The 21,416-nt window shown below is 29.1% G+C and carries 16 protein-coding genes and 1 tRNA gene; 13 read left to right on the forward strand and 4 right to left on the reverse strand.

Annotated elements, in window-relative coordinates; genetic code table 11:
• Positions 1-46 precede the first annotated feature (46 nt).
• From HNQ06_RS02355 to HNQ06_RS02365, 3 genes are all read left to right on the forward strand, one after another.
• A complete protein-coding gene (locus HNQ06_RS02355; protein WP_184107359.1) occupies positions 47-811 on the forward strand; it encodes an MIP/aquaporin family protein in 765 nt (254 codons plus the stop codon).
• Positions 812-846: 35 nt separating this feature from the next.
• Positions 847-2,352 carry a glycerol kinase GlpK gene (gene glpK, locus HNQ06_RS02360; protein ID WP_184107360.1) on the forward strand — a complete coding sequence of 502 codons (1,506 nt, stop codon included), beginning with the start codon at positions 847-849 and terminating at the stop codon, positions 2,350-2,352.
• A gap of 272 nt (positions 2,353-2,624) precedes the next feature.
• Positions 2,625-4,208: a glycerol-3-phosphate dehydrogenase/oxidase gene (locus HNQ06_RS02365; protein WP_184107361.1), complete on the forward strand. Its 1,584-nt coding sequence runs from the start codon at positions 2,625-2,627 to the stop codon at positions 4,206-4,208.
• Positions 4,209-4,299: 91 nt separating this feature from the next.
• Here HNQ06_RS02365 and HNQ06_RS02370 read toward each other — a convergent pair whose 3' ends face one another.
• From HNQ06_RS02370 to HNQ06_RS02380, 3 genes are read right to left on the reverse strand one after another with little or no spacing between them, the layout of a single operon-like run.
• Positions 4,300-4,794, reverse strand: coding sequence for a DUF327 family protein (locus HNQ06_RS02370; RefSeq protein WP_184107362.1), 495 nt, complete (start codon positions 4,792-4,794; stop codon positions 4,300-4,302).
• The gene (locus HNQ06_RS02375) at positions 4,781-5,335 is read right to left on the reverse strand and encodes a bactofilin family protein (protein WP_184107363.1); all 555 of its coding nucleotides are present in this window, start codon (positions 5,333-5,335) and stop codon (positions 4,781-4,783) included. The genes HNQ06_RS02370 and HNQ06_RS02375 overlap by 14 nt, the downstream gene beginning before the upstream one ends.
• Complete coding sequence (locus HNQ06_RS02380) at positions 5,336-6,361, reverse strand: M23 family metallopeptidase (protein ID WP_184107364.1); 1,026 nt, start codon at positions 6,359-6,361, stop codon at positions 5,336-5,338.
• Between the two features lie 194 nt (positions 6,362-6,555).
• Here HNQ06_RS02380 and rdgB point away from each other — a divergent pair, with 194 nt between their 5' ends.
• From rdgB to HNQ06_RS02415, 7 genes are all read left to right on the forward strand, one after another.
• Entirely contained in the window at positions 6,556-7,161 is a 606-nt protein-coding gene (gene rdgB / locus HNQ06_RS02385) for an RdgB/HAM1 family non-canonical purine NTP pyrophosphatase (protein WP_184107365.1), read from the forward strand.
• 119 nt (positions 7,162-7,280) lie between these two features.
• Positions 7,281-9,053, forward strand: coding sequence for an oligoendopeptidase F (gene pepF, locus HNQ06_RS02390; protein WP_184107366.1), 1,773 nt, complete (start codon positions 7,281-7,283; stop codon positions 9,051-9,053).
• Positions 9,054-9,066: 13 nt separating this feature from the next.
• Entirely contained in the window at positions 9,067-9,771 is a 705-nt protein-coding gene (gene pcsA, locus HNQ06_RS02395) for a phosphatidylcholine synthase (RefSeq protein WP_184107367.1), read from the forward strand.
• Positions 9,768-10,382: a DedA family protein gene (locus HNQ06_RS02400; RefSeq protein ID WP_184107368.1), complete on the forward strand. Its 615-nt coding sequence runs from the start codon at positions 9,768-9,770 to the stop codon at positions 10,380-10,382. The genes pcsA and HNQ06_RS02400 overlap by 4 nt, the downstream gene beginning before the upstream one ends.
• A 20-nt stretch (positions 10,383-10,402) precedes the next feature.
• Positions 10,403-10,486, forward strand: a tRNA-Leu gene (locus HNQ06_RS02405).
• Positions 10,487-10,583: 97 nt separating this feature from the next.
• Complete coding sequence (gene leuS / locus HNQ06_RS02410; protein WP_184107369.1) at positions 10,584-13,109, forward strand: leucine--tRNA ligase; 2,526 nt, start codon at positions 10,584-10,586, stop codon at positions 13,107-13,109.
• Positions 13,110-13,123: 14 nt separating this feature from the next.
• Positions 13,124-15,421: an efflux RND transporter permease subunit gene (locus HNQ06_RS02415; protein ID WP_184107370.1), complete on the forward strand. Its 2,298-nt coding sequence runs from the start codon at positions 13,124-13,126 to the stop codon at positions 15,419-15,421.
• Here the strand turns inward: HNQ06_RS02415 and lon are convergent.
• Complete coding sequence (lon, locus tag HNQ06_RS02420; protein WP_184107371.1) at positions 15,410-17,830, reverse strand: endopeptidase La; 2,421 nt, start codon at positions 17,828-17,830, stop codon at positions 15,410-15,412. The two genes, HNQ06_RS02415 and lon, sit on opposite strands and share 12 nt — an antisense overlap.
• A gap of 275 nt (positions 17,831-18,105) precedes the next feature.
• Here lon and recJ point away from each other — a divergent pair, with 275 nt between their 5' ends.
• From recJ to rpsU, 3 genes are read left to right on the forward strand one after another with little or no spacing between them, the layout of a single operon-like run.
• The gene (recJ, locus tag HNQ06_RS02425; RefSeq protein ID WP_184107372.1) at positions 18,106-20,226 is read left to right on the forward strand and encodes a single-stranded-DNA-specific exonuclease RecJ; all 2,121 of its coding nucleotides are present in this window, start codon (positions 18,106-18,108) and stop codon (positions 20,224-20,226) included.
• Positions 20,219-21,163: a M23 family metallopeptidase gene (locus HNQ06_RS02430; RefSeq protein WP_184107373.1), complete on the forward strand. Its 945-nt coding sequence runs from the start codon at positions 20,219-20,221 to the stop codon at positions 21,161-21,163. The genes recJ and HNQ06_RS02430 overlap by 8 nt, the downstream gene beginning before the upstream one ends.
• Positions 21,164-21,177: 14 nt before the next feature.
• Positions 21,178-21,387: a 30S ribosomal protein S21 gene (gene rpsU, locus HNQ06_RS02435; protein ID WP_002656880.1), complete on the forward strand. Its 210-nt coding sequence runs from the start codon at positions 21,178-21,180 to the stop codon at positions 21,385-21,387.
• Positions 21,388-21,416 lie beyond the last annotated feature (29 nt).

A 21,416-nucleotide genomic window follows, 5' to 3' on the forward strand; every position in this document is an offset into this window, starting at 1 on the left:
AACTTCTTAAAAAAGAAAATTGTTATAAAGATAAGGAGATGTAATTATGAATTATACAAAATTCCAAGAATTTATATCGGAATTTTTGGGAACATTCATCCTATTGGCTCTAGGAACTGGATCTGTTGCAATGACGGTATTATTTTCCTCAAGTCCTGAAATACCAGGAGAAATAATAAAAGGGGGATATACAAATATAGTATTTGGATGGGGACTGGGAGTAACGTTTGGTATTTATACGGCAGCAAGAATAAGCGGAGCACACCTAAACCCAGCCGTTAGCATAGGATTAGCAAGCGTTGGAAAATTTCCCGTTTCAAAACTTTTACATTACATTGTAGCGCAAATATTAGGAGCTTTTACAGGCGCATTAATGACACTTGTCGTATTTTATCCTAAATGGATAGAAATGGATCCTGGGCTTGAAAATACTCAAGGAATAATGGCAACTTTCCCTGCTGTTCCTGGATTTTTGCCTGGGTTTATTGATCAAATTTTTGGAACTTTTTTGCTAATGTTTTTAATTTCTGCTGTTGGAGATTTTACAAAAAAATACAGTGACAATCCATTTATTCCTTTTATTATAGGAGCCGTGGTTTTATCAATAGGGATAAGTTTTGGGGGAATGCACGGCTATGCTATTAATCCTGCAAGGGACCTAGGACCAAGAATTTTACTCTTATTTGCTGGATTTAAAAATCATGGATTTGACAACCTAAGTATATTTATTGTACCAATAATTGGCCCAATAATTGGAGCAATTTTGGGAGCTACAATTTACGAATTTACACTAAAAAATAACAAAGACTAAAAGAAAAGATATTTATTTTTATTAAAGGAAAAACTATGAAATACATTTTATCTATTGATCAAGGTACTACTAGCTCGAGAGCAATGGTATTTGATAAAAATGCAAACATAAAAGGGTTTGCTCAAAAAGAATTTACTCAAATTTATCCACAACCAAGTTGGGTAGAGCATGATCCTACCGAAATATGGGGATCACAGCTTGGAGTTATAACAGAAGCTATGGCAAATGCACGAATTTTACCAAGTGAAGTTGATGCTATTGGAATAACTAATCAAAGAGAAACTACGGTTATATGGGAAAAAAATACAGGAAAACCCATTCATAATGCAATAGTATGGCAAGACAGAAGAACTGCAAAAATTTGCGACCAATTAAAAAAAGAAGGAAAAGATAAAATTATTCTGGAAAAAACAGGCTTGGTGCTAGATTCTTATTTTAGTGGAACAAAAATAATGTGGATCTTGGATAATGTAGAAGGCGCCAGACAAAAAGCTGAAAATGGCGAATTGTGCTTTGGAACAATAGATACATGGATATTGTGGAATCTGACTCAAAAAAAAGAACATGCAACTGATTACTCTAATGCCTCAAGAACATTATTATTAAACATTAAAACATTAAAGTGGGATGATGAACTTCTAAGTATATTAAATATTCCAAAAGCAATTTTGCCTGAACTTAAAGAAAGTTCTACAATATATGGCAAAACAGACAAAGCGCTATTTGGAGCAGAAATTCCTATTGCAGGAATTGCCGGAGATCAATTTGCAGCAACATTTGGACAAGCCTGCCTTAAAAAAGGTATGGCCAAAAACACTTATGGAACTGGTTGCTTTTTAACAGTAAATATAGGTAAAGAACCAATTATTAGTAATGACAAGCTTTTAACTTCAATCGCATGGGGAAGAAAAAAATCTGTAACTTATGTTCTCGAAGGAAGTGTTTTTATTGGTGGGGCCGTAATCCAGTGGCTAAGAGACGGTCTTGAATTTTTCAGAAAAAGCTCAGATGCAGAAACATTAGCAAGCTCTGTCTCAGATAATGGCGGGATTTATTTTGTGCCAGCATTTGTCGGACTTGGCGCACCTCATTGGGATTCTTATGCAAGAGGAACAATCATCGGAATAACAAGAGGCTCAACAAAAGCTCACATTACAAGAGCCGCCCTTGAGAGCATCGCATTTCAAAGTTTTGATATACTAAATACCATGAAAAAATCCGTTCCCAACTTTGAAATTCAAGAATTAAGAGTAGATGGGGGAGCAAGTCAAAACAATTTATTAATGCAATTTCAAGCCGATCTTTTAGAATGCAAAGTTGTAAGACCAAAAATAACAGAAACAACCGCTCTTGGTGCTGCTTATCTTGCGGGGCTTGCAACAGGTTATTGGCAAAGTGCCGAAGAAATTGTAAGTCTTTGGCAAATAGATAAGATATTTGAACCTTCAATGCCAAAAAATCAAAAAGAAATGCTTCTTGAGAATTGGAACAGGGCAATTGAAAGATCAAAATCCTGGATACAGAATTCTCATAATCTATAAAAGTCCAAAACAAGGGCTTTAAGATTATAACAAAAATATACTGGTAACAAAATTATGCATAATTTATTTAATTTTTTAAAACTAAAGCAATATCATTGGAGCAATACAAAAAATGATTAATAATATATTAAATCTAAAGGAAAATCACAAAAAATTGAAAAATTTACTAGTGCAATTGGTCTATAAGTGCTATTCAATAAAAATTAAAACAAATGGTCTTTTCGAATTTATTAAATCTAGTATTTAGCTAAAAAGAAAAGAAATTAACCAAAATGGAGGAATATTTAAATTTCATGAATAATAACAAAGAAACAAAATTAAAAGATCTTGAAAATCAAGAATTTGATCTTATAATAATTGGGGGGGGCGCAACAGGCCTTGGCATTGCGGTAGACGCAATTACAAGGGGATATAAAACAATACTTATAGAAAAATTTGATTACGCAAAAGGAACTTCCTCTAGATCAAGCAAATTAATTCATGGTGGAGTAAGGTATTTAGCCCAATGGAATATTTCTTTAGTTAAAGAAGCTTTGCACGAAAAAGCCATTCTTGAAAAAAATGCACCTCATTTAATTAACGAATGTGCACTTATCACTCCTATTTATAATATTTTAGAAATACCCTATTATTATTTTGGATTAATTTACTACCACAATCTTATGGGCAAAGAAAAAACTGCCAAATATAAAACTAAATTATTATCCAAAACATCTACCATTGAAAAAGCTCCTAATATTAAAACAGAGGGTCTTAAATGCTCTGTTCTATATTACGACGATTCATTCGACGATGCTAGAATGGCAATAACATTGCTAAGAACTTTTACCGAAAAAGGAGGCATTGCACTTAACTATACAGAACTTAAAAAATTTAACAAAGAAAACGGAAAACTTTCAGGGGTTCTCATACAAAATAAATTTTCAAAAGAACAAATTTCATTAAAAAGCAAATGCATAATAAACGCAACAGGAATATTTTCAGATGAAATAAGAAGATTGGATGATGAAAAAGCTTTAAACATTATCAAACCTTCCCAAGGTAGCCATTTAATAATTAAAAAAGACAAATTTCCCAAAGATTATGCAATATTAATGCCCAAAACTAGTGATAATAGGATTTTATTCGCTATTCCCTGGTATGATAGTGTTGTTTGCGGAAGCACTGACATTCCAATAAAAGAAATAGAAGAAGAACCTAAAAGATTTGAAGAAGAGATTGAATTTATAATAAATAATTTAAACAACTATTTAAATATTAAAATAGAAAAATCAGATGTTAAAAGTGTATATACCGGAATAAGACCATTAATAATGGATCCAAAAGTTGAAGGTAACACTTCAAAAATCTCAAGAAATGAAAAAATATTTATATCAGATTCAAATCTTATTACAATAGCGGGAGGCAAATATACTACATATAGAAAAATGGCAGAAAAAACCTTGCTTAAGGCCATAGAAAAAAATTTAATACCAAATTGTAAACCAACTACAGAAAATTTAAAGCTGCACGGCTATCTTAAAAAAGAAGAGGCAATGAAAATCCCTGAGCCTTTTAGAGCTTATGGCAGCGACTTTGAAATTCTAAAAAATATGGAAGGTTTTAACAAAAAAATACACGATAACTTGGATTTAAATGAAGCTCAAATAGATTTTTCAATTAAATTTGAGCAAGCTAAAACCATTGAAGATGTTTTAGCAAGAAGAACAAGATCACTACCCTTAAATCCTCAGGCTGCAATTGAGGCTGCTCCAAGAGTTGCTGAAATAATGATGAAAAAATTAAATAAATCTGAAAAGTGGAAAAATGAACAAATAAAAAACTTTTTAGAAATAAGTAAAAAATATTTAATTTAAAATTAATTTAATTTTTGATATTAAACAAAGGGATTGTTTAACAATCCCTTTTAATTTAAAACCTAAAACATTAAAAATCCTTAAACCCAATTCACATTAGCAAATTCACAAGCAAACCTTGAATCTCTTCAATGCTATCTAAAAGTTTAATCTGGGTCATTTGATTTTGCAAAACAGAATAAGCAAGTTTGTCTAACTTGTCATTAATAATTTTAATAATTCTATACTTGGGACGTTTGGGATCTCCCAAACTTCCCCCTTTTTGCTCTTTCAAGCAAACAGAAGATGATATAATAATGGATATAAACTCTGAAATAACTTTTTTATAAAAAATCACATTTTGCCTGGAAGGCTCACTCAAAAGCCTCTCGCCAGTCTCATTAATTCCATCTAACATACTTCTAATTAAATCAAGATTAAATTCTCCATTTTCAAGCAAAATAAAATGCTTATCCTCTTTAACACTTTCAGTCTGAAACACTGAAGAAAAAAGATTATTCTTATCAAAAGACACCTTTTTGCCATTTTTTTTATAATCTTTTGAACTAAGATTTAATGCTCCAGCAATCAAATTATTTACTTTCATCTATTTTGTTCACAGCACTTGAAAAATATTTATCATCCTCACCTTCTAAAAGTTGAAAAGATTTTTTTTCTTCTTGATGCTCCTTATTGATTTCAATTAAAAGATCTTCATTGACCTTGTAAGAACCAGTATAAAAAAATGTATTTCTTTCAGGAGCTCTAAGATACTCAGCACCAATATCCATATACCCATCAATAATAGCCCCCTCTTCAACTTCAATTGACTTACAAGAAATATTTCCAATAACACAACCTGATGCAAATATTTTAATCTTGCTTTTAGCATAAATATTACCCACAACCATTCCAGAAATAACAAGCTCATTAGCATCAATACTAGATTTAACTCTACCGCTCTCTCCAATAATTACTCTTTTAGTAGAGCTAATGGTGCCTATAAAATCACCATCAAGACGGATAAAATTATTTGAAACTAAGTCTCCTTTAAAAAAATCACCAACACCCACTATTGTTTTTATTTCATCAAAAATAAACAAAGACGGGGCTTTTCTTTCTTTTTTTACAGTCAAAAAATTTAACATCTATTTTGAAGCTCCTGTTGCTAAATTTAAATACATATCGGGATTAATAACTTGAGAGCCTACACGAACCTCATAATGAACATGTGGACCTGTTGCATAACCTGTCTGTCCCATAAATCCAATTATCTGCCCCTTTTTAACATAAGACCCTTTAGAAGTATTAAGACGCGACATATGTGCATAAAGAGTCGCAAGTCCATACTTATGCTTAATTTGAACAAAATTGCCATAGCCTGCTGACTGATAACTTGCCCTAACAACTTCCCCATCAGCAGTTGCAACAATAGGAGTTCCAATTCTAACTCCCCCAAGATCTATGCCTTTGTGAATATACCACTGCCTAGTAAAAGGCTCAATAGCGGGGCCAAAATGCAAAGTAATAATTCCAGATCCACCCGCAAGAGGCCAAAGAGAAGGAATGTCATTTAAAAGCTTGTCCTGAGCGTGCAAGACTTTAACTATGCTTTTAAGAGGAGGAATTGAACTTTCTATTTTGCTTTTAATATTTTTAAGATCGCTAAGCTCTTTTATTGAATTAGCTTCTAAAATTTGCAAATCAATAAAATCAGAAAGATCTCCATCTAGTTTATTTTTATTTAAATCAACGCCATTAGAATTGATTTTCAAAGAAGTTTTAAGCTCATCTAAAACTTTAGAAAAATTTTTTGCAACAGAATTAATTTCTACAACTGTATTTCTAAAATCTTCAATCTCAGATTCTGCTAAAGAGTAATTTTTCTCTGTGGATTTAACAATTGATGAGAGAGTAACATAATTAACAGCAAGTAAAACAAACCCTATAAAACCGCCTAAAAAAAAAGTAGAAAAGAAAAATAAAGTCAAAAAAGAAATTTTAATATTTTTTACATTCCCTTTAACATGGGGAATAATCATAAAACTAATATTTTGCTTAAAAAAAGAATGTATAACTTTAAGGGCTATAAACAAAGAATTATAAATAGCTAAAAAAAACTTTAAAATTCCTTTAAAACCCAAAATAATTTTAAACTTAATTCTTTTCTTCATAACAAACCTTACCAAAAATTACCATGCTCAAACAAAAAATTAAGAATTTATTTAAATATCTTATACAAAAATGCAAATTTTCTTATAAAAACCCGGTATAAAAATACTTAACAAACACATAAAATTTAAGAGAACAATATTTAAAACCAATACAATTATGCAATTAAACTCATAAATACTTTATTATTATATAGATGAAAACACTATTTTTTGCAACAACAAATGAAAATAAAATAAATGAGGTAAAAAATATATTAGATATACCTAATTTAAACTTAATAGTCCCTCAAAATTTCAACATAAAAGAAACAGGAAAAACATTTAAAGAAAACTCTTTGCTTAAAGCAAAAGCACTGTTTGAAATTTTAAATAAAAATCAAAATGTTTTTGGGGAAGATTCTGGGTTGTGCATTGAGGCGCTAAACTTGGAACCTGGAATTTACTCTAAAAGATATGACATTTATAAGCTATGTAAAAAATTAAGCACTAATGAAAAAAATCAACTAATTTTAGACTTAATGAAAAATGAAAAAAATAGAAAAGCATATTTTATATGCAACATAAGTTATATATCAAAAAATGGACAAATATTAAATTTTGAAGGAATTATTAAGGGGAAAATTGCCTTAAGTTTAAATGATGACAAAAACTATGGATTTGGTTATGATTCAATATTTTTAACTAAAAATAATAAAAAGCTTAGCGATCTAACACTTGAAGAAAAAAACAAAATATCCCATCGAGGAATAGCATTTTTAAAATTTAAAAAATTTTTATTAGAATCTTTATTCAACAGTTAAACTTAAAGGCTTTTTATATATAAAGTTTAGACTTTATTGTAAAATAAAAAGCACAATGTTTATAAAATTTCGACTTATTATTTCTTTTCAAGCAATAAAAAAAGAAAGAGGAGAATTTAGTGATAAATAGAAATGAAATTAATGAGAATGATAAATGGGACTTATCTTTTCTATTTGCAAATGAAGAAGAATATGCAAAAGCAATTAATGTTATTGAAATTAAAACCAAAGAATTTAAAAAATATGAAAAACTGGAATTAAATTTTGATTTATTTAAAGAAACTTTAAACAAATACTACGAAATCATGGAAGATTTAGAGAAGGTCTCTTACTATGCAATGCTTCAATTAGAAACAGATGTAACAAACAAGGATTCAAATAAGCTATATTCTATGTGTGTCAACTTAGCTACAAAAGTATCTAATACTACCTCATACTTCATTCCTAAAATACTAAAAACAGACGAAAAAAAAATTCAAGCTTGGATAAATGAGCCAAAGCTTAAGGATAAAAAAATTGCAGTTGAAAAAATACTAAGAGAAAAAAGCCATATTTTAAGCGAACAAGAAGAAAAGATACTTGCTAACTATACCCCTCTTTACTTATCTTATCAAAACATATTCTCAGCATTAACAAATGCTGATATGGAATTTGGAGAAATTAATGGACAACCTTTAACCAATTCTACCTACACACTATTTCTACAAAATGAAGATCAAAAAATACGAAAAGAAGCTTTTTTAAAATTTTATCAAAAATACAAAAATAATGAGAATACACTTGCTAATCTTATTATCTCAGACTTTAAGAAAAGTCACTTTATTGCAAAGACAAGGAAGTTTCAAAATACTTTTTCAATGCAACTCTTTTCAAACAATATTGATAAAAAAGTTTATACAAATTTAATCGAAACTGTCAATGAAAATTTATCTATACTTAATGACTATTATGAGTTTAGAAAAAAAGTTTTAAACCAAGAATATCTATATCACTACGATGTTTACGTGCCATTAACAAAAGGAATAACATTTAAAAATTCGTTTGAAGAAGCTTGTGAGAAAATATTAAAATCTTTAGAGATACTAGGAAATGAATATACAAAAACCCTAAGAAACGGTCTTTTAAAAGAAAGATGGGTTGATAAATACGAGAATACTGGAAAAAGATCAGGGGCTTTTAGCGCTGGATCATACAACGGAAAACCTTATATACTTCTTAATTACAAAGACGAATCGATAAGGGATATGTTTACGCTTGCACACGAAGCAGGACATTCAATGCACTCTTACTTTAGTATAAAAAACAACCCATTTCCACACTATAATTATTCCATTTTTGAAGCAGAAATAGCATCAATAATTAACGAACAAATATTGGCAGAATATTTGCTAAAAAACGAAACAGATACTAATAAAATAAAATATATAAAACTCACACAAATTGACGACATGATTTCAACATTCTTCCGACAAACAATGTTTGCTGAATTTGAGTACATTATTCATGAAATGATTAGCAAAGAAGAACCTGTGGTAAAAGAAACACTAACAGAAACTTATATGAATTTGCTAAAAAAATACTTTGGACCTAGTCTAAAATTTGATGAAATGAGTCCCCTTGAATGCCTTAGAATCCCTCACTTTTATTCACCCTTTTATGTGTATCAATATGCTACAGGTATTGCAGCTGCCCTGGCAATATACAAAGATATTAAAGAAAATAAAAAAGATGCAGTAAAAAATTATATAAAATTTTTAAAAACAGGTGGTTCTAAATATCCACTAGATTCCTTAAATATTACCGGGGTAGATTTAACAAAAAAAGCAACAATAGAAAACACTATTAACATTTTCAAATGTAGACTTGAAGAGATAAAGAAAATATTCCAATAAAAGGAGATTTACTGTGAGAAATATCAATTTGATTTTAGCTTGGCTTGTACATATTTTTACAGCATCTGGCTTGATTGTAGGGCTTTACTCAATAATTTCAATTGTAAATGGTGATTATTATCTTCTTTTAAAGTTAACAATAATAGGGCTCATAATAGATGGAATTGACGGAACTATGGCAAGAAAACTCAAAGTCAAAGAATTAATACCTGAAATTGATGGCACTCTACTTGATAATATTACAGACTATATAAACTATACATTCATACCTGTTATATTTTTTTATTTAGGCGAATTTATTGAAGAAAAATATAAAGTCGCTATTTGCATCGGAATTTTACTCTCATCAGCATACCAATTCTCAAGAACAGATGCAAAAACAAATGACAACTACTTTAGGGGATTTCCTTCCCTATGGAATTTCTTTGTGATATTAAACATAATCTTTAAAATGGAGCAAATAACAAATCTTATTATAATGTCAATATGCATTATAACAAGCTTCATCCCAATAAAATTTATTTACCCATCGAAAACCAAAGAATTAAGGAAAATTACCATACCAATAACAATAATAAGTTGCCTAATATTTGTTGTATCAATATTTTCAGAGCTATCCACAACAACGTTAAAAATGGCCAAAACAGTTCTTATCCTTTACTTTGCATATTTAACTTTAGCAAGTATATATTTAACTTATAAAACAAGAAATAGATGACAAAAATGTATATAAACACAATAATAGAATATATTGATTCAAACATAGCTTATTCCCCAATAGTATTTTTTTCTTTGCTAATTTTAGCAGGGCTTAATGTTCCTATTTCTGAGGATGCAATAGTACTAATGGGCGGAATTTTATCTAGTCGAAAAAATGAATATACTGTATTAATATTTTTGGGGATTTTTTGGGGAGCCTATATTGGGGACATAATATCTTTTTATATTGGAAAATTAATGGGAAATAAATTGTTTAAAAACAAAAAAGACAATAACCTGCTTGACAAAATAAATTACTATTATGGTCAATATGGGGTATTAACTTTATTTATAGGAAGGTTTATACCCTTCGGAGTTAGAAACGCAATATTTATATCAGCAGGAATGGGAAATATGAAGTCCAATCTATTTATTGTTTCTGACTTTTTTGCAACTTTACTCTCAATAATCGTTTATTTTACTCTAAGCTTTAAACTAGGACAATCCTTTGAAATAATATTTTCAAAAATAAAAATAATTATATTTACAATATTTATTATTGTAATAGCTACAACAACAATAATCTACGTAATTAAAAAAAATAAAAAAGTTGACAAAAATTTAAAATAAAAAATATAATGGTTAACAGTGCTGTGGTGGTGGAAGTGGTAGACACGCTAGCTTGAGGGGCTAGTGGGCGCAAGCCCGTGCTGGTTCAAGTCCAGTTCACAGCATCAAAATTGTTAGCAGATTATTAAAAAAATTAACAAAAATGCGATCTAAAAGGATATTAGAGATTAAGTTATTGTGGGTTAATTTTCAAGAGGACAAATGTCTAAATACGAATTCATAAAAATTGAAAAAAAATGGCAAGAATTTTGGGACAATAACAAAACATACAAAGTAGAAGAAGATCCAAGCATTCCCAAAGAAAAAAGATTATATATACTTGACATGTTCCCCTATCCTTCTGCCAACGGGCTTCATGTTGGCCATCCAGAAGGATACACAGCTACTGACATATTTGGAAGATACAAGCTTTTGAATGGATTTCATGTACTTCATCCAATAGGATTTGATAGCTTTGGACTTCCTGCTGAAAATTACGCAATACAAACGGGTACTCACCCTCAAAAAAGTACAGAAGAAAATATCAATAAGTTTAAAAAACAAATAAAAGCTTTCGGGTTTGCCTATGATTGGGATCGAGAAATTAGAACTCATGAGGAAAATTACTATAAATGGACACAGTGGATTTTCCTACAATTATATAAAAAAGGGCTAGCTTATGTAAAAGAAATGCCTGTATGGTACTGCCCTGAGCTTGGAACCGTGTTAGCAAATGAAGAGATTATTCAAACTTCAGACGGACCAAAATCTGAGAGAGGATTTTACAACGTCGAAAAAAAATATTTAAGACAGTGGGTTTTAAAAATTACAAAGTATGCTGAAAGATTGTTAAACGACCTTGAAGAATTAGAATGGCCTGAATCTGTAAAAGAAATGCAGCGAAATTGGATTGGCAAATCAACAGGAGTTGAAATAGACTTTGAAATTGAAGGCCACAACGATAAACTCAAAGTCTTTACAACAAGGCCAGACACAATCTTTGGCATCACATATTTAGTGATCGCACCAGAAAATAAACTAATAGAAAAAATAACAAAAAACAACTTTAAAAAAGATGTTTTAAAATATGTAAAGCAAGAAGAACTCAAAAGCGATCTTAATAGAACCTCTCTTGAAAAAGATAAATCGGGAGTTTTTACAGGATCTTACGCATTTCATCCAATAACAAATGAAAAAATTCCAATTTGGGTTGGAAGCTACGTACTAGGAACTTACGGAACCGGGGCTGTAATGGGCGTTCCAGCGCATGATGAAAGAGACTTTCAATTTGCCAAAAAGTATCAATTAAAAATTTTGCCTGTGATATCAAAATCAGGGAAAAATGAAATATTAGAAAAAGCATTTATTGATGATGGAATTTCAATAAATTCTCCTAATGAATTTAATAATCTTAAAAATTCTGAAGTAAAAGACAAAGTAATAAAATGGCTTACTAAAAACAAAAAAGGGAAAGAAAAAGTTACTTATAAGCTTAGAGATTGGATTTTTTCAAGACAAAGATACTGGGGAGAGCCCATACCCATTTTGTTTGATAAGCTTGGAAATGCAATACCTTTAGAGGAAAATGACCTTCCCTTAAAGCTTCCAGAAATTGCGAACTACAAACCTTCTGGAACAGGTGAATCTCCTTTGTCAAGAATTAAAGATTGGGTAAACGTAAAAGATATGGGTTTTACAAGAGAAACAAACACAATGCCTCAATGGGCAGGCTCTTGTTGGTATTATTTAAGATACCTAGACCCTAAAAACCCAAAAGAGTTTGCAAACAAAAAAAAAATTGAATATTGGATGCCAGTTGACTTATACATAGGAGGAGCTGAACATACAGTATTACACCTGCTTTACTCAAGGTTTTGGCACAAGGTTCTTTATGACCTAGGATATGTAAATACCAAAGAACCTTTTAAAAAACTAGTAAATCAAGGCATAATAACGTCATTTTCTTATCAAAAAGAAAATGGGATTTTAATACCTAATGACCAAGTTATAGAAAAAGACAATAAATTTTTTGACAAAAAAGATAACAAAGAAGTAACCCAAGTAATTGCCAAAATGTCAAAATCTTTAAAGAATGTAATAAACCCAGACGACATTATTAAAGAATTTGGAGCAGACTCAATGAGAATTTATGAAATGTTTATGGGACCACTAACAGATTCTAAGCCTTGGAATACTAAAGGCATTATTGGTGTTTTTCGATTTTTAAATAAAATTTGGAGCTTAAGAGAAAAAGAACTATCAAAAGACAATCCTCCAAAGGAAATAATATCTGAACTACATAAAGTAATAAAAAAAGTCTCAGAAGACACAGAAAAACTAAATTTTAACACAGCAATCTCCGCAATGATGATATTTATAAATGAACTTCTAAAGTATGAAAAAAATTATTTAAACATATTTAAACCGTTTATCATTATTTTATCCCCTTATGCACCCCATTTAGCAGAAGAGTTGTGGGAATATATTGGAGAGCTTCCTAGTTTATTTAAAAATTCAAAATGGCCAAAATTCGATGAAAGTCTTATTATTAAAGATAAAAAAGAAATTGTCCTACAAATAAATGGAAAAATAAAAGACAAAATTTTATTAAACAAAGAGACAGAAGAAGAAGAAGAACTAAAAAAAATAGCAATGGAAAATAGCAAAATAAAATCAAACTTATTCAATAAAAAAATAGTAAAAATAATTGTAATTAAAAACAAGCTTGTCAATATAGTGATAAAGTAAAAAAGAGGCATGATATGGACTTTGAAGGTCTAAGCATTAGATATAAAGGAATTATATTCACAATATTTATCTTAATTACTATCTTTTTAGGATTTTTTTTAAAAAATCTTAAATTCGATGCAAACATCTTAAAACTTATACCCAAAACCAAAGAAACTGAAAGCTTAATAGATATTGACAAAAGTAATTCACTTTTATCTACAATAGTAATATTTCGGGATAAAAAAAACATTTTCAATAAAAAAAATTTTGAAACAATAAATAGCGTAATCAATGAAATAACTAAAATTTTAAAAGTATCTCCAAATGCCGTTACAAGCATATTCTCTTATTTCCCACAATTTAAAAAAGAAACCTACACAGATAAAGATATAGAAGAAATAAAAAATAAAATAAAAGCAACTCCATTTGTAAAAAACACATTCTTAGGCAACTCAGAAAATTTAATATACTTCATAATAATCCCATCAGAGAGTGATAAAATCAACTTCAGTAGAAATTTAAAAACTGAACTTGATGAAATGGAAAAAACAATTAAAAAATATGAAACAGACGATTTAAAGTTGTATCTTACGGGGGATTTAATAGTAAGAGAAAAAATCTTAAACTACATGGTTGAAGACTTTAAGATCTTAGGACCTCTTGCTGCTTTTGTAGTAATAATTTCACTTTATCTTATTATAAAAAATCTAATTGGCGCATTAATTCCTATTTTTATTGCATTATTATCATTGATTTGGACTTTTGGAATTAAAGGGCTTGTACAATCCCCTATTACAGTGCCAGAAACTTCAATGATTGTTTTACTTATTTCAATCGGATGTGCCAATGCTGTACACATAATAAATGAAATATTTAAATTAATAAAAAAAGAACAACTCTCAAAAGAATCCATAAAAGCAACTATTAAAAAACTTAAAACGCCCATCCTGCTAACATCTCTTACAACTGCATTTGGATTTTTATCTCTTACAACTTCTTCAATTAATGCCTACAAAACAATGGGTATTTTCATGTCAATTGGAGTAATTATCTCAATGACAATCTCATTAACCGTTTTACCTGGAATAATAACATTAATCCCATTTACAAAAAAAAGGTCTTTTGAAAAAGAAAATAAACTAAATAAAATATTTTTCCTTGAAAAACTTGCCAAACTAAATACACAAATAACAAAATCTATATTAAAAAGAAAATATACATCCTCTATAATGGTCCTTATTATACTAGGAATTTCTATTGTAGGTCTTTTAAAAATTGAAATAAATTTTGATGAAAAAGATTACTTTAAAGAAAGCACAAGTGTAAAAAAAACATTAAACCTAATGCAAAAAGAAATGGGAGGAATATCGATTTTTAAAATAGAAATCGAAGGTAAACCCGGTGAATTTAAAAATGCTAAAGCAATGCAAATATTAGACTTAATTACAGACAAGCTTGATGCATTTTCTGCAAAAACTCAATCTAGTTCTATTAATGGAATTTTAAAATTTACAAATTTTAAAATTAAAAAAGAATCCCCACTAGAGTATAAACTACCTGAAAACAAAATTATACTAAACAAACTAATAAATTTGGTAGATAGAAGCGATTGGATTCAAGACAATAAAAAAATGTACATTAATGATGATTGGTCATTAATATCTATCATAGTAAGAATTGAAGACAACTCAACCGAAGGAATAAAAAAATTTGAAAAATATGCTATTAAAACAATTAATGAATATATGAAAAATAATAAATATCATTTTTCAGGTGTTTATGATAAGGTATTAATAGCTAAAACTATGGTAAAAGAACAGGTTATGAACATTATAACAACTCTTGGATCAATAACACTGCTACTTATGTTTTTCTTTAAATCTATAAAAACCGGAATAATTATTGCAATCCCAGTAGCATGGTCAGTGTTTTTAAACTTTGCTGTAATGAGATTATTTGGAATAACCTTAAACCCTGCAACAGCAACAATTGCATCTGTAAGTATGGGAGTAGGAGTGGATTATTCAATTCATTTTTTCAATACGTTTATTTTACAATACCAAAAAAATCAAATCTACAAAACCGCACTTCTTGAATCAATACCCAGCGTATTTAATGGAATATTTGCAAATTCCATTTCTGTTGGAATAGGATTTTTAACTCTAACATTTTCATCTTATAAAATAATATCAACTCTTGGAGCAATAATTGCTTTTACAATGCTAACGACATCTCTTGCATCGCTAACTCTTCTTCCATTATTAATTCATTTATTTAAACCTAGTGTAAAACTAGCCTCAAAAAATAATTTTAAAAAATTAAAACAATAATTTAATGACCTCACGCATATTATCTACAAGATAAAAATTAATGCCGCTTTTAATGTTAATAGGAATCTCTTCCAAATCAACTCTATTTGCCTTAGGAACAATAATGTGTTCCACACCACTACGCTTTGCTGCAATTATTTTTTCTCTAAGACCCCCTATCATCATTACATTCCCAGTAAGAGAAAGTTCTCCTGTCATAGCCAAATGAGGTCTAACGACCTTATTAAGAGCAAGAGAAATAAAGGCACTAGCTATTGTAATTCCTGCAGAAGGCCCATCTTTTGGGGTAGCTCCTTCTGGAATATGTAAATGAATAATATTTTTTTCAAAAAAAGATTTACTAATATTTAGATCTCCTTTAATACTATTAACATAAGTATAGGCAATATTAGCAGATTCTTTCATAACATCCCCAAGCCTACCAGTCAATTTAATTCCACCCACCTTGGACTCTGTCTTTACAGTCTCAATCATTAAAGTTGAACCTCCATAATTTGTCCAAGCAAGGCCCATTACCATCCCTGAATACATAGCATTGGGCATGCTTTCCTTTCTAAAAACAGGCACACCAACATATTCTTCTAGATTGTCATTGGAAATTTGATAAGATTTAACCTCAGTATTCTCAATAAGCTTTCTAGCAACCTTTCTTACAATTTTGTTTAAATATTTTTCAAAATTTCTCACTCCATTATCTCTTGCATACTCTTGAGCGATTTGAACAAGAGATGAACTTTGAAATTTCAAAGAATCTTTATCAACTCCGTTTTCACTTAAAACTTTGGGAATTAAATACTTTCTTGCAATCTCTATTTTTTCATTATCAACATATCCAGAAATTTCAATAACCTCCATTCTATTTAACAAAGGTCTTGGGATTGTTTCAACAGAATTAGCAGTTAAAATAAAAAATACATTCGAAATATCAAAAGGAAGATCAAGATAATGGTCTCTAAACCTAACATTCTGTTCGGGATCTAAAACTTCAAGAAGAACCGAAAAAGGATCCCCATAACTTGAAGCAGAAATTTTATCCACCTCATCAATTAAAAAAACAGGAGAATTTGTCTTAGTAATTCTTAGGCCCTGAATAATTTTTCCAGGCAAAGCACCAACATAAGTTCTTCTGTGTCCCTTAATCTCTGACTCATCACGCATTCCGCCAACAGAAAATCTAAAAAACTTGGTACGCAAAACCTTTGCAATAGCTGCCCCAATAGAAGTTTTCCCCACGCCAGGAGGTCCCACTAAAAGAATAATAGCCCCCTTTTGAGTCTTTCTTAGCTTAAGAACAGAAATATATTCAATAATTCTATCCTTAACTTCGTTCATTCCATAATGAGTTTTATCTAAAATTTTTTTAGATTTTTGCAAATCTAATTTATCAAAATTAATTTTCAAATCTCGCCAAGGAAGCTCAGTAATAAGTTCAAGATAGTTCCTAACAACAATATATTCAGCCGAACTTGTCTCAAGAAGTGAAAATTTTTCCAACTCTTTTTCAACTACCTCCAAAGACTCTCCCTTTAACTCTAAAGCCTTTAGCTTAGTTTTAAGCTTTTCTAAATCGCTATTTTTTTTATCTCCTATGCCAAGTTCAGCTTTAATAGCCTTAAGCTGTTCTTTTAAAAAAAACTCTTTTTGCTGTTTCTCTAATCTCTCTTGAATGCCCTTAGCAATTTTATTTTGAATTTCAATTAAATTAAGCTCTTCATAAATCAGTTCTAAAACTTTTTTAAGCCTATCTTTTACATTCAAAGTTTCAAGAACTATTTGATGATCATTTTTTGAAGATGAAATAGTGCTGGCCACAATATCACATAGTTTTCCCTTATCCTCAATATTAACCATATTTAATTGAACTTCCGGCATTTTCCTATGTGCAAATATTTCTTTAGTTCTAAGCAATATACTGCTGTAAACTGCCTTTGATTGAATATCATCTTTTCTAACTGGAATTTGCTTTAAATAGTCAATCTCAATTATGGGAAATTTGTCATTAAGAACAACTTTAACAAATTTAATCCTATCAAAAGTTGAAACAAATATATTGTAACCACCATCTGGAAGATTAATTTTTTTTATTATCTTTCCAGTAACTCCAACAGAATAAATATCTTTACTATAATCAATAATTAATTTCTGTTGAGCATTATTATTGTTTTTTCCTAAAAATTTATCATTCAAAACAAATAAGGCAATGATACCATTGCCTTTCATAGCATAATCGATTGCTTTCATATCAGAATCAGAGATTAGAACAATCGGAATAAACATCCCTGGAAAAACTGGATGAGAAGGAACCGCTATTAAAGGCACCCTTGCAGGTTTATTAGAATGAGGCAAAATCCCAGCTACGGCTTTTTCTTTTTTTTTATCTCCTAGCCTAGCTTTTTTAGATTCATCCATAAAATTTGAAATCTCCTAAGCTAATTATAACAAAACAAATATTTTATGGAAATTCATTTAATAATATTTTTTTTTATTATAAAATAATAAAATGAGAATTTTAACAGTTAAAATTATGACCACGAATTTGGATTACGATAAAAATTACAATCCATTAAAGCTATACCATTCAATAATAAACATAATGACTACTGCTTAAAATTAATTAATCTATGGTGAAGTTAGTAAAGAATAATCCTTGAAAAATCGATTAAAAATGAATTCTAGAGAAGTAAATGAAAATTTGGAAACAAAAAGAGACTAATATACAAACCCAAGAATTAACTCGCATTGCTAAGCAATATAATATCAACACTTTTGAGGCAGCTTTACTTATAAAAAGAGAAATCAAAGAAGAAGATTTCATGTTTTTCCTTGAAGACAGCGTAAATTTATTACATAACCCATTTTTATTTAAAAATATAGATAAATTTATAAACAGAATTAATAAAGCAATCAAAAATAATGAAAACATATTAATCTTTGGAGATAAAGATGCTGATGGAATCACAGCAACAATAATAATGTATGAAACTCTTAAAGATTATGGACTTAATGTGAGCTATAAAATACCTTCAAATGGAGAATTTTATGGACTTTCAAACGAATTAATCAATACAGCTTTAGAAAAAAAAATTTCTTTAATCATAACTGTTGATAATGGTATTTCTAGCATTGAAGAAATAAATTATGCAAATTCAAAAGGAATAGAAATAATAATAACAGACCACCATCTTCCAAGCGAAGATTTTAAAACTGAAAGCATAGTTATAAATCCTCACCTAAAAGATGACAAATACCCATTCAAAGAAATAGCAGGATGTTGTGTAAGCTTTAAAACTTGCCTTGCTCTTAACATGTCCTTTACAGACCTTTATTCTAAAAACCTTGTATTTTTATTTTTAGAAAAAACAAAAAATGAAATTATTCTTCATGCAATAGAAATAAAAAACTACATTCTAAAACAATATCTAAGATTAAATAATAAAAATGACCCCTTAATTAACTCAAACAAACTAGAAAAATTTATACAAAACAAATACATAGTAATCTTTAATAAAGAAGATCAAGATCAATTATTAAATAAACACTTCGCAAGAAACATAAACACAATTGATATTAGTAAAAATTTTATAAAAAAATATCCAAATTTTAGAAAAAAAACATTAACGGACTTAATCCAAGCAACTAAATATTTCAAATATAAAGAAGTTGAGATTAAAGACAAGCTTTACTACATATTTTACAACATAATTTTTGAAACTAATAAAAATTTGTTCCAAAAATGCCTAAAAAGACTTAGCTTTGTTGCAATAGGAACAATAGCAGACAATATGCCCATTATTAATGAAAACAGAATAATCCTAAAAGTAGGGCTTAAAGAAATCGCTCTAAGAGAAAGAATGTCTATTAATTATCTATTAAAAGATGCAAACATATTAACAAAACCAAATATAACTTCAATAGATATTGCATATAAAATTGCACCAATACTAAACTCAACAGGAAGGCTTGAAAAAGCAGATATTGCAATAAATTTTTTACTAACTAACGACATTAATCAAATAGAGAACAAATTTAAAGAAATAAAAGAAATCAACGAACTAAGAAAATACAAAGAAGAAAAAGCTTGGAATTCACATAATAAAAATACTATTTTTAAAAACGATAAATTCATAGTTTGCTATGATAAAAATACTCCAAAAGGAATAAGCTCTAGAATTGCAACTAGACTTTCCGCTTACTACCAAAAAGTTGCTATTTTTTTAACAAAGCAAGATAATATTATTAAAGGATCAATTAGATCAAACAATAAAATCAATTCAAAAACACTAATATCAATAATACCTTCCCATTTAGTAATAAATTCAGGGGGACATAAAGCTGCAGCTGGATTCACACTGCATGAAAATTTACTCGAAGAGTTTATTAAAGAACTAGAATATGCAACTACAAAAGTTGAATATGAAAATACTGATGAAAACGAATCAATATTAATAGATGCCATTCTTCCAAAGGATTTAACAAAAGATTCTCTTTTCAAAACAATAGAAATATTTGAACCTTATGGCTATGAATTTAGAGAGCCGGTATTAATGATGGAAAATGCCTACCTTCAAGAACTCAAAATAATTGACAAAAATCAAAGCTCAAAACATATAAATATGCGAATTAAATCACAAAACGATTACTATAAAGCTATTTTTTTTAACGGAACAAAAAAAATAGAAGAATTGGATATAAAAGAAGATCAATATTTAGATATCATTTTTACAGTTAATGAAGATTTTTATTATCCTAGAGAAAAAATTTTGAAAATCATAGATATAAAAAAGAGTGTTCAAATCAATGTATAGAATACAAAAAGCCTTACTTATATTGTGTATTCTAGGAATAGAAAATATAAATTCAGAAATAATAAATACTATTCCTAAAGTCCAATATAAAAAAGAGGCATTTCAAGGAGATTACATATACTTTGCAAGTAATCAAAACTTTAAAAGTTTATCACTTTTAAGCACAAATAAAAATCCAATCATAAGCTCTTCTCCATTTCAATTCACAGTAGGAAGCAAAACTTATTACATAGCATTTATAGGAATTACCCCAATGATAAAAGAGGGTAAAAGAAAAATTCAAATAGAATTTGAAAATAAAAGCTACATTAAAGAAATAGAAATAAAAAAATTTAACTTCAAAAGAACAAAAATTAGTTTTAATAAAGAAAAAGCCAAGCTTATCACCCAAAAAAAATCCACAAAACAAAAAGAACAGGCTTTGGTTTTGTGGAATATTATCGGCAATACTGGAGACACAACAATATACCACTATGATGCTTTGGTTAAACCAATAAAAGATCAATACATTGTAACAAGCCCATACGGAGATTTAAGGCTTTACATGCAAGGTGGCAAAAAAATTTCAAATTATACAATGCACAATGGAATTGATTATGCCCCATTCAAGAGAGAAAATACTCCAATTTTTGCTGCTGGTAAAGGAAAAGTTGTGTTTGCACAAAATAGAGAGCTAACAGGCAATACCCTTATAATACAACATTTGCCGGGAGTATTTACAATTTATCTTCACCTCTCAAAATTGGGAATAAGTGAAAATAAAATAGTTAGTGCTGGGGAATATATTGGACATACTGGAAATACAGGCCTTTCAACAGGTCCTCATTTACACTTCGAAGTAAGAATTAATGGTATAGCAATAAACCCAGATTTCCTTTTAAATGGTATGCTTATTGACAAAAATAAAATAATAAATAATATTAAAAGAATAGAGTAAAAGGAGGTGATTTTTTGGTAACAGTCACTGTGGACAAAAATGAAAATCTTGAAAAAGCATTGAAACGTTTTAAAAGAATGATTGAAAAAGAAGCAATTATTCGCGAATGGAAAAGAAGAGAATACTATGAGAAACCATCCACAATACGTGTAAAAAAAGAAAAAGCTTTTAAAAGAAAACAAGCAAAAAAAGTAAGAAAATTAAAACAAAAAACTAATAGATAGATTACACAAGAGATGTTCAAATGGATATC

Source organism: Borreliella lanei, assembly GCF_014205895.1.
GTDB lineage: Bacteria > Spirochaetota > Spirochaetia > Borreliales > Borreliaceae > Borreliella > Borreliella lanei.

Excerpts from the sequence above, each read along its gene's own strand:
- recJ (WP_184107372.1), top strand. The coding sequence starts at position 18,106 with ATGAAAATTTGGAAACAAAAAGAGACTAATATACAAACCCAAGAATTA.
- lon (WP_184107371.1), bottom strand. The coding sequence starts at position 17,830 with ATGGATGAATCTAAAAAAGCTAGGCTAGGAGATAAAAAAAAAGAAAAA.
- HNQ06_RS02380 (WP_184107364.1), bottom strand. The coding sequence starts at position 6,361 with ATGAAGAAAAGAATTAAGTTTAAAATTATTTTGGGTTTTAAAGGAATT.
- HNQ06_RS02370 (WP_184107362.1), bottom strand. The coding sequence starts at position 4,794 with ATGAAAGTAAATAATTTGATTGCTGGAGCATTAAATCTTAGTTCAAAA.
- HNQ06_RS02375 (WP_184107363.1), bottom strand. The coding sequence starts at position 5,335 with ATGTTAAATTTTTTGACTGTAAAAAAAGAAAGAAAAGCCCCGTCTTTG.
- HNQ06_RS02365 (WP_184107361.1), top strand. The coding sequence starts at position 2,625 with ATGGAGGAATATTTAAATTTCATGAATAATAACAAAGAAACAAAATTA.
- HNQ06_RS02415 (WP_184107370.1), top strand. The coding sequence starts at position 13,124 with ATGGACTTTGAAGGTCTAAGCATTAGATATAAAGGAATTATATTCACA.
- leuS (WP_184107369.1), top strand. The coding sequence starts at position 10,584 with ATGTCTAAATACGAATTCATAAAAATTGAAAAAAAATGGCAAGAATTT.
- HNQ06_RS02400 (WP_184107368.1), top strand. The coding sequence starts at position 9,768 with ATGACAAAAATGTATATAAACACAATAATAGAATATATTGATTCAAAC.
- HNQ06_RS02430 (WP_184107373.1), top strand. The coding sequence starts at position 20,219 with ATGTATAGAATACAAAAAGCCTTACTTATATTGTGTATTCTAGGAATA.
- glpK (WP_184107360.1), top strand. The coding sequence starts at position 847 with ATGAAATACATTTTATCTATTGATCAAGGTACTACTAGCTCGAGAGCA.
- HNQ06_RS02355 (WP_184107359.1), top strand. The coding sequence starts at position 47 with ATGAATTATACAAAATTCCAAGAATTTATATCGGAATTTTTGGGAACA.
- rdgB (WP_184107365.1), top strand. The coding sequence starts at position 6,556 with ATGAAAACACTATTTTTTGCAACAACAAATGAAAATAAAATAAATGAG.